Source organism: Amycolatopsis orientalis DSM 40040 = KCTC 9412, assembly GCF_000478275.1.
GTDB lineage: Bacteria > Actinomycetota > Actinomycetes > Mycobacteriales > Pseudonocardiaceae > Amycolatopsis > Amycolatopsis orientalis.
Genome location: NZ_ASJB01000057.1, coordinates 238950 through 247993, shown reverse-complemented (window position 1 = coordinate 247993; position 9044 = coordinate 238950). Strand labels below are relative to the sequence as shown.

Here is a 9044-nt window from a genome sequence, read left to right as displayed (position 1 = left end):
AGGTGTGTGGTTAGGCTGCGGATGTTCGGTGGCGCGTAGGGGCGTCGCACGATTCGGTGAAAGGCTGTGCGGATGGCTCAGAAGGTTAGTGTCGAGATCATCGATGACCTCGATGGCGGTGAGGCGACGCAGACGGTGCCCTTCGGGCTCGACGGCGTGCAGTACGAGATCGATCTCTCCGACGAGAACGCGCAGGCGCTGCGTGGCGAGCTGGAGCGTTATGTCGCGGCGGGTACCCGCACGGGTGGGCGCAAGCTGAGGGTCGCGGCCGGTCAGTCCACGGCTGGGCAGTCCCGTACCGCGACGTCCACGGATCGTGAGCGGAACCAGCAGGTGCGGGCGTGGGCGTCGGCGAACGGCTACGCGATCGCCGATCGGGGGCGGATCCCGAACGAGATCTACGAGGCGTTCGACAGCGCAGGGGCGGTCGATGACGTGGAACCGGAACCGGTCGAGGAGACACCGGCGAAACCGGTCCGCAAACGCGCGCCGCGGAAGAAGAAGACCGACAGCTGACAACTCCTCCTGAGCGGAACCGGCACCACGCGGGCTCGTTGTCTCTGGGGTGGGGTGGCGAGTCACCCCACCCCAGAGCGTCCGCTGACGGTCATGGCGAAGTTCTTTCCATATCAAGGGAACGGCGAAAACACGCCGGCAAGAAACCTTCGTGCCGCACCCCGCCCGCGGGCTGCGGCAGATGAGTGGTGGCGGCGCCGTGACCATCGTCGGCGGTCACCGGCTGCGCCACGATCGTCGGCATTGGTGGGGACCTGGCCACGGATGGGTGGCCGGGACCGGATTACCTTGCCAGCACGGCCGAAAGAGCGAAGGGTCGGCCAGGTCGAGGGTATTGGTAGATCCGGTGCCTTCAGATAGGCGGCACCGGGCAATGGCCCCAGACTCTCGGTCATCACACCACCTCGCAGGTCCGTGGCATCAGCCCGGACCCTCTATCGGGTGGAAGGTTGATCATGAGATCGACAGCACGTATCAGCACAGCGGGCCGGGCAGGCCGGGCTCTGATCGGTCTGGGTACCGCGGCGGGATTCGCTCTTCTGGTGCCCGCGCAGGCGTGGGCGCTCCCGCCGGGGTGTACCCAAAGCGGCGCCAATTTCACCTGCACCGCGGGGATTCCCGCCGGTCAGGTGTTGGACGGCACTTCGGGGGACAACATCATCACCATTACCGGCGGTGCCGTGAACGGCACGGTGAACGGCCTGGCCGGCAACGACACGATCAGGGTCACCGGTGTCGCCGGGACAGCGGGCGGCAACGGTCCCCCGGGAGCCGACGGTAACGCGGGCACCCCCGCCGGTAACGCCGGTGGCAGTGGTGGAGCCGGAAACGTCGGCGGTGCCGGCGTGGGGAGCACCGGTGTCATCGATGGCGGTGCCGGCACGGACAGCATCACCCTCACCGGCGGTGCCGGCGGCAACGGCGGCAACGGCGGCCAGGGCGGGGCCGGATTCGCCAGCGGAGCAGGTGGCGCCGGCGGCAACGGCGGAGTCGGTGGGATCGGTGGTGCCGGCAATGCCGGAAACGTCACCGGTGGAGCGGGCAATGACACCGCCGTCTTCACCGCGGGTAGGGGCGGCAACGGCGGTCTCGGTGGGGTCGGCGCCAACAGCGGCCTCGTCGCCGGTGGCGCCGGTGCCGGGGGTATCGGTGGCGCCGGTGCGGCCGGTGGTGTCGGGAACTCCGGAGCCTTCAACGGAGATCTCGTCGATCCCGGGCTCGACAGTGTCACCGTCAACGGTGGTGCCGGTGGTACCGGTGCGGCCGGTGGCGTCGGTGGTTGCGGTCACGGTGGCGGAGCCGGTGGCGTCGGTGGCGCCGGAGGAGCCGGTGGCGTCGGCAATTCCGGAACCGTCAGCGGTGGTGCCGGGGTCGACACACTCAAGGCCAATGGCGGGCTCGGCGGTAACGGTGGTTCCGGCGGCAAGGGCGGCAACGGTCTCGCCGCCGTCCAGCCCGGCGGAGCCGGCGGTGTCGGTGGCGCGGGTGGCGCAGGCGGGATCGGGAATGCCGGCACGCTCACCGGCGGAACCGGTATCGACAACATCACCGCCACAGGCGGCAAGGGCGGCAACGGCGCCGGCGGCGGTAACGGCGGTACCGGTTGCAGCGGCCCTGGTGGCCCTGGTGGCATCGGTGGCGCCGCGGGTGCGGGTGGCCTCGGGAACTCCGGAACCATCAACGACGGGGCGGACACCATCACCACGCCGTCCGGTGCGAGCGGCCTCGCGGGCGGCAATGGCGTCGCCGGTATCAACAACGGCGGCACGTGCACCTGCTGACGGATAGGCCCGGGATCGCAACGGGCAGCGGCGGCCTGACCGACGACGAGCGGAATCGCCACCTGTCAGGAGAGGCGTCTCGACGACGGGGTGCCGACTTCCCGATCTCCTGATCCCGGCGCGGCTCAGGTGTAGCGTGTGTCATGAGGGGTCCCCATAGGACGAAAAGTGTCCTATGGGGACCCCTCATGACACCCCCAGCCGAGCACTCACCCGAGTGCTCGGCGCGGAGCAGCCGGTGCCCGTTCGGCGAGACTTCACACGCGTTCCGGCTTCGGGATCGGGACGCACGGGAAACGATTGGGATCGACCTCGATCTCCTTGGTCGGCCCGCAGAGCTGGAGGCCGTCGGTGTTCACACCGTCCGCCATGCTGAATCCGACCACTCCGATCGCGGTCTCGCCCCGATCGAGGTTCCTGCCCATCAGGGAGTCCGCCGACCAACTGGCTTCGCGCCACGTCTTGTCCGCGACTTTGACCTTGAGATCGCTGGCGGGATAGGCCTCGGTGAAGCAGTACTGGGGGACTTTGTCCGGCTCGTACGGGTCACACTTTTCCCCGGCCGTGTTGTCACGACGAAGCTGCAGGTACTTGATCTTGGCCCGCTGCACGCCACGGTCGGCGAGCTCTCCGGTCGCGGCCACGTACACCGCGACGTAGTGCTTTCCCGCCTTCGCCGACACACCGGCCAGTTCGGGCGTCCAGACGACGTCGATGGCCTTCACCTGTATCGCCAGATCCAAACCCGGTTCCGTAGTGACGACGGCCTGGCCGGGGAAGTCGGCGAACTGCGTGTACTTCGGGCCGGACTCGGCCGTTTCCGGGGCATCGGACGGCGAATCGCCGGTGGTCGCCGCCGTTCCACCGCCGCCGCCGGAACACGCGGTGACCAACAGAGCGAGTCCCGCGGCGAGTACGGGCAGGAACCGAGTTGACATGTGACGCCCTCCGTCAGGTGATGTGACATCGTAGCACTGAATGTCACTCCGACGCGGTCGAGGCCGCGCCGGTTCCCCCGGATGTGTCGCAGGGAAACGAGGACAGTTCCTGGCCGCTTCTCCTGCGACAGTGATCCCATGCGAACCGATCACGCCGGGCCACGATGACCGTTCTCGACTCCCGGGCACTCAACCGCGCGACGCTGGCCCGGCAGCTGTTGCTCGGTCGCGCCGATCTGACGGCGCTCGACGCCGTCACGCACCTGTGCGGTCTGCAGGCGCAGGAACCGCAGGAACCGTTCGTCGGGCTCTGGTCCCGGCTGCGCGCGTTCCGTCCGGCGGCGCTCTCGGATCTGCTGACCGAGCGACGTGTGGTGCGGACCCACCTCATGCGGCGCACCGTCCACCTCGTCACCGCCGAGGACATTCTGGCTTGGCGTTCACGGCACGACGCCATGTTGCGCCGGCGAGTGCTCGGGACCTACCGCCATGAACTCGACGGGAACGACCTCGACGAGCTCGCCGCGGCGGGCAGGGCGGTGCTGGCCGACGACGAACCCCGCACGATGACCGAACTCGCGAGGACGCTCGCCGAACGCTGGCCGTCGGCGGGACCGCGCCCCCTCGGCGAACTGCTCATCGCCGGTCTCCTCCCGGTGACGCAGCTTCCGCCGCGCGGCCTGTGGCGCACCAAGGCCGGAGCCCGCTATCGGCTGCTCTCCTCGTGGCTCGGCCGCGAAATCGATCCGCCCGCACCGGACGGCACCGATCCGGTCGGCCAGGCGCTCGTCCTGCGGTACCTGGCGGCGTTCGGCCCCGCCGCCACGGCCGATCTCCGCGCCTGGAGCGGGCTCGCTGGACTGCCGTCCGCGGTGGCCGCGCTGCGCGACCGCTTGCTCGGCTTCCGCGACGAACGCGGCAGGGAACTGCTGGACCTGCCGGACGCACCGCGCCCCGACCCCGAAACCCCCGCGCCGGTGCGGTTCCTGCCCGCGTTCGACAACGCGATCCTCGGCTACCACGACCGCGGCCGGATCATCGACGACGAACACCGCGGCCTGTCGGTCGCCGGTGCCCGCGTCGTCCTGGTCGACGGACGCGTCTCCGCGACCTGGAACGTCGACGCCGGGGCCGTGATCGTCACGCCACTGCGCCGGTTTTCCCGAGCCGAGGAAACCGCGGTCACCGAAGAGGGACAAGCACTTTCGTCATTCCTCACCGACGGCGAAAGCGATCGGGCGCTGATCGCCACGGCACCCTGATCGCGGCCATCGGTTCGTCCACAGTGGACCGTCGGGATCAGGTGGCGTGGGTGGAAAGTCCGAGCAGGTGGGCGATGTGGGCGTTGTCGTAGGCGTCGAGGACAGTGCCGGCACCGCCGTCGACACCCGCACCGGAACCCGTACCCACATCGGCACCTACCGGGTTCCGGCCGGAAGCGGGACTCTTCAAGCGAAACAGGTCGGATTCGTGGAGTACTACCGCCCCGTCCCGAGCTGCACCGGGCTACCGCGTGCCGACGTCCTGTTCGGCGGCCCTGTCAGCAGTGACCACAATGGACTGTCCGGAACGACCAGCACCGGGCACGAATACGGCGCCTGCGTCGGGCAATCCGGCTATCGGGCGGACAACACCGGAAACAGCGTCCAGGTCACCCGCGGATACCTGTCCTGACAGCGGGGCGAAGGCAGGTCAGGATCCGCGGTGGAGGCCCGCGTCGTACATCGCGGTGATCTCGTCGGTGTACCGCTCGGCGATCGGTTTGCGTTTCAGTTTCATGGTCGGGGTGAGGAGGTCGCCGCCGGGTTCCCAGCGGTGGGGCAGGATCGTGAACTCGCGGATCTCCTCGACCTTGGAAAGCAGCTTGTTCGCCGCGGCGATGCCGTTGGCGACCTCGGCGCGTAGCCGTGGGTCGGCCGCGAGCGCGGCGGGTGAGGTGTCGGGGAGGTCGTGTTCGGTGGCGTAGGCGGTGGCGATGTCAGGGTCGAGGGTGAGCAGGGCGGTGACATAGGGACGGTCGTCGCCGATCGCGATGGCGTATCCGACGAGCGGGCACTGGGCGCGGATGGCGGCCTCGATGTTCGAGGGTGACATGTTCTTGCCGGAGGCGTTGATGATCAGTTCCTTCTTGCGCTCGACGATGCGAACGTGGCCGTCGGCGTCGATGGTGCCGATGTCGCCGGTGTGCAGCCAGCCGTCGGCGTCGATGGTTTCGGCCGTCTTGTCCGGCTGGTTGCGGTAACCCTTCATGACGATCGGGCCGCGGACGAGGAGTTCGCCGTCCTCGGCGACCTTGACCTCGACACCGCGGATGGCCTGTCCGACCGTGCCGATGCGGATGGCTCCCGGCCGGGTGATGGTGACTCCGGCGGCCAGTTCGGACATACCCCAGCATTCACAGAGCTTCAGGCCGAGGCCGAGCAGGAATTCGTGCACCTCGGGCGCGATCGGTGCGGCTCCGGTTGCGGCCATCCGCAGCTGGTCCATGCCGATCCGGCGGCGGATCTTGGCCAGCACGAGCCGCTCGGCGAGCGCGTGCCGCAGGGCGAGCCCGGCCGGGATCCGGCGCCCGTCGGAGCGGCGGCGCGCGACCTGGCGGCCGATGTCGATCGCCCGGGATGCCAGGCGTCGTTTGACCGGGTTGGGTTCCTGGGCCAGGGCGAGTTCGAGCGCGGCTTTGATCTTGTACCAGGTCTGTGGCACGCCGAGGAACCCGGTCGGCCGGACGTCGGTCAGTGCCTGGACGACCTGTTTGGGCGTCGGCACGTCGGTGACCTGCATCCCGAAGACGATGTTGGAGTAGTGGGCGATCCAGCGGTTCGCGATGTGCGCGTCGGGCAGATACGAGATGCCGCGGTCGCCCGGCCGGGAGCGGATCAAGACCTCGTCGACCGCGAGCATGTCGAACATGATGTTGTGGTGGGTGAGTTCCACGCCCTTGGGCGGGCCGGTGGTGCCCGAGGTGTAGATGAGGGTGAGCAGGTCATCGGGGCGGACCGCGCGCCACGTGGCGTCGAAGTCGAATCCGGCGGCCGGCGCGGCCTCGACAGCGGCGAGGCTCACGGTGGCCTCCGGGCCGCCGTCGACGCAGATGACGTGCTCGACGGCCGCGCCAAGGGCCAGCGCCTCGCGCAGCGGGGCGAGGAAGAGCTGTTCGGTGATCACGACGCGGTTGCCGGCGTTGCCGAACACGTACTTGATCAGCTCGGGCGGGCTCGTGTTGTAGACCGAGAACGGTACCGCGCCCAGATGCAGGACCGCGGTGTCGACGAGATGGAACTCCGGGCGGTTGGTCAGCATCAGCGCGACCGTGTCTCCCGCGCCGACGCCGAGCGCGGCCAGTCCGGCGGCGATGGATCTGACCCGCTCGGCGTAGTCGCGCCAGGTGATCGTGACCGCGTCGTCCGGAGTGCGCAGCGCCACCGCTCCGGGGTCGCGCGCCGCGGTGCGCTGGAACGCCGCACACATCGTCAGGGGTGTCTCGGACATCTCACCGTCTCCCGGTCGGGTGGTCACGAGTCGAGGGTTTCCGCGGCGACCGTGTCGCCGGGCCGGTTGGCCCGGATCTGGTAGGTGGCACGGGTTCCGGCGACGACCTCGCCGTCGCCGTCGGTGATCGTCGCGTCGAGGACGAATTCCGCTTTGCCACGGTGATCGGCCTCGCGCCGCAGCCGGGCGATCGTGTCCGCTTCCAGGGATGCCTCGGCCCGCACATCGGTGGTGGCCGGCCGCCGGAAGCGGATCTCGACGTGTTTCACCGTCGGGTGGAACCGTTCGACGTCGAAACTCGCGACGACCAACGCGCCACCCAGCATTTCGGCCACACCGAACAGGGTTCCGGCGTACATCGTGCCCAGATGGTTGGCGTTTCCCGTCAGCGGAGCCGCACCGAGCACATATCCGGGCCGTAGTTCGACGACCCGGATTCCCAGTGAATGCATCGGCGCGACGGCGTGCTCGATCACCGCGTTCATGAGCCCGGCCAGATCAGCGTGTTCCGCGTCGGTCGCCACCATCGCCCACTCCTCACAAACAGGTCGCATGACCCGTAACATGGCCGGTAGGTTACGGGTCATACGACCTGTTTGTCGAGTAGGGTTGCCGCCATGACCGGGCAAGCCCCCGCGGCCGCGACCCGCCGCACCCAGGCCGAACGGCGTGCGCAGACCCGCGCACTGCTGATCACGGCCACGATCCGAGCCATCGCCCAGGAGGGCTATCACGCGACGACGACGCGTCGCGTCGCCGAACTGGCAGGCTCCTCACTCGGCGCTCTCGCACACCACTTCCCCTCGCGGCTGGACCTGATCACCGCCGCGCTGGACGAGGTCGGGCGGCGCACCGTCGAGGACCTGCGCGTCCAGACCGCGGACCTGCCGGCCGACGGGCCCGCCCGGTATCGCACCGCGCTCGACGCGATCTGGGCGTACTTCAGCGGCGAACTCTTCGTCGTGTGGCTGCACGTCTGGATCGCCGCCGCCGAGGATCCCGTGCTGTACCAGCGCCTCGTACCGCTGCAACCGCAACTGTCCCGCGCGATCAGCACCGCCACCGCGGACCTCGCGCCCGCCGGCATGTCCCGCCGGGAATGGAACAGCCGGCTCACCGTCGCCCTGGACGCGATGCGCGGACTCGCCCTCCGCCGTGCCGTCGAACCCCACGAACCCGCCGAACCCCGCGACGACCCCTGGCCGGGCACGCGCGATCATCTCGCCCAGCTGCTCAGCGGCCGTTCTCGTACGCGATAGCCGAAGTCGGGGCCGCGGGTGATCGTGGTCGACGACGACCTGCCGCGCGGGAAGACCGTCAGCGCTTGCGGTAGGCGCTCACCGGGCTACCGGTCCAGCGCCGGAACGCCCGGTGGAACGCGCTCGGCTCGGAGAACCCGAGCCGCCGCGACAGCGCCGGACGAGAACAATCCCCACTACGAGCCGGAAACGCCACCCGCTTGGGCGAGGATGATCACCCTGGGCTGATCTCTCGACGCAAGGTCGGCTTGATCAGGACTGGGCGGTCGGCCGGATGACGATCTCGCTCACGTCGACGTCGGCGGGCTGGTCGATGGCGAACGCGATGGCGTTGGCGACGGCGACCGCGGGGATCGCGATCCGGTCCCTCGTCTCGGTGATCTGTTTCCGGACCTGGTCGTTGGTCGACGCCTCGGCGAAGGCGGTGTCGACAGGACCAGGCGAAACGGTCGTCACCCTCAGCGAGTCACCGGCTTCCTGGCGCAGGCCCTCGCAGATGGCCCGGACGGCGAACTTCGTACCGGCGTAGACCGCCATCGCCGGGACGACCCGGAACGCCGCGGTCGAGGCCGTGGTCACGAAGTGGCCGGTGCCCTGCGCCCGGAAGACCGGCAGCGCGGCCGCTATCCCGTGCAGCACCCCTTTGACGTTGACGTCGACCATCCGGTCCCATTCGTCGACGCGCAGGTCGTCCAAGGGCGAGATCGGTCCGGCCCCGGCGTTGCCGACCAGCACATCAAGCCGGCCGAACCGTTCGACGGCCAGATCGATCAGCGCCTGCAGATCCTCCCTCCGGGTGACGTCCGTGCTCGCGTACACGGCGACGCCGCCGGCCTGCCGGATCCGCCCCGCCAGATCGGCGAGCCGGTCCGAACGACGCGCTCCGAGTACCAGGCGCGCACCACGTTCCGCGAGCAGCAGCGCGGTCGCCTCACCGATACCGCTGCCGGCACCGGTGATCGCCACGACCTTGCCGTCGATTCCCGACATGATTTCTGTCCTCTTCTCTGTCGCTTCCGCTGTCGGGAACGAGTTTGCGGAGGGCTGATACTGGTATCCAG

The 9044-nt window shown here is 69.3% G+C and carries 10 protein-coding genes; 5 read left to right on the top strand and 5 right to left on the bottom strand.

What is annotated here, in order from left to right:
- Positions 1–72 precede the first annotated feature (72 nt).
- Both L324_RS19675 and L324_RS42450 read left to right on the top strand, forming a co-directional pair.
- The gene (locus tag L324_RS19675) at positions 73–516 is read left to right on the top strand and encodes a histone-like nucleoid-structuring protein Lsr2 (RefSeq protein WP_037310187.1); all 444 of its coding nucleotides are present in this window, start codon (positions 73–75) and stop codon (positions 514–516) included.
- Between the two features lie 455 nt (positions 517–971).
- Complete coding sequence (locus L324_RS42450; RefSeq protein WP_152546918.1) at positions 972–2297, top strand: hypothetical protein; 1326 nt, start codon at positions 972–974, stop codon at positions 2295–2297.
- 257 nt (positions 2298–2554) lie between these two features.
- On the opposite strand, the gene L324_RS19665 is transcribed toward L324_RS42450, so the two are convergent.
- Positions 2555–3235, bottom strand: a complete 681-nt coding sequence (locus L324_RS19665; RefSeq protein ID WP_037310184.1) for a hypothetical protein — start codon at positions 3233–3235, stop codon at positions 2555–2557.
- 164 nt (positions 3236–3399) lie between these two features.
- Here L324_RS19665 and L324_RS19660 point away from each other — a divergent pair, with 164 nt between their 5' ends.
- Together L324_RS19660 and L324_RS19655 are read left to right on the top strand one after the other, a co-directional pair.
- The gene (locus tag L324_RS19660) at positions 3400–4497 is read left to right on the top strand and encodes a winged helix DNA-binding domain-containing protein (protein ID WP_037310182.1); all 1098 of its coding nucleotides are present in this window, start codon (positions 3400–3402) and stop codon (positions 4495–4497) included.
- A 76-nt stretch (positions 4498–4573) separates the two neighbouring features.
- Complete coding sequence (locus L324_RS19655; RefSeq protein WP_152546917.1) at positions 4574–4909, top strand: hypothetical protein; 336 nt, start codon at positions 4574–4576, stop codon at positions 4907–4909.
- An 18-nt stretch (positions 4910–4927) separates the two neighbouring features.
- Here the strand turns inward: L324_RS19655 and L324_RS19650 are convergent, their stop codons facing one another.
- Positions 4928–6724 (bottom strand): AMP-dependent synthetase/ligase, encoded by a 1797-nt coding sequence (locus tag L324_RS19650; protein ID WP_037310335.1) that lies wholly within the window; start codon positions 6722–6724, stop codon positions 4928–4930.
- Between the two features lie 23 nt (positions 6725–6747).
- Positions 6748–7251: a YiiD C-terminal domain-containing protein gene (locus tag L324_RS19645; protein ID WP_161780867.1), complete on the bottom strand. Its 504-nt coding sequence runs from the start codon at positions 7249–7251 to the stop codon at positions 6748–6750.
- A gap of 90 nt (positions 7252–7341) precedes the next feature.
- Between L324_RS19645 and L324_RS19640 the strand changes: the two genes are divergently transcribed.
- Entirely contained in the window at positions 7342–7983 is a 642-nt protein-coding gene (locus L324_RS19640; RefSeq protein WP_051173983.1) for a TetR/AcrR family transcriptional regulator, read from the top strand.
- Positions 7984–8041: 58 nt separating this feature from the next.
- Here the strand turns inward: L324_RS19640 and L324_RS44015 are convergent, their stop codons facing one another.
- Both L324_RS44015 and L324_RS19635 read right to left on the bottom strand, forming a co-directional pair.
- Complete coding sequence (locus L324_RS44015) at positions 8042–8179, bottom strand: helix-turn-helix domain-containing protein (RefSeq protein ID WP_201769671.1); 138 nt, start codon at positions 8177–8179, stop codon at positions 8042–8044.
- Between the two features lie 56 nt (positions 8180–8235).
- The gene (locus tag L324_RS19635) at positions 8236–8973 is read right to left on the bottom strand and encodes an SDR family oxidoreductase (RefSeq protein WP_037310179.1); all 738 of its coding nucleotides are present in this window, start codon (positions 8971–8973) and stop codon (positions 8236–8238) included.
- Positions 8974–9044: the final 71 nt, after the last annotated feature.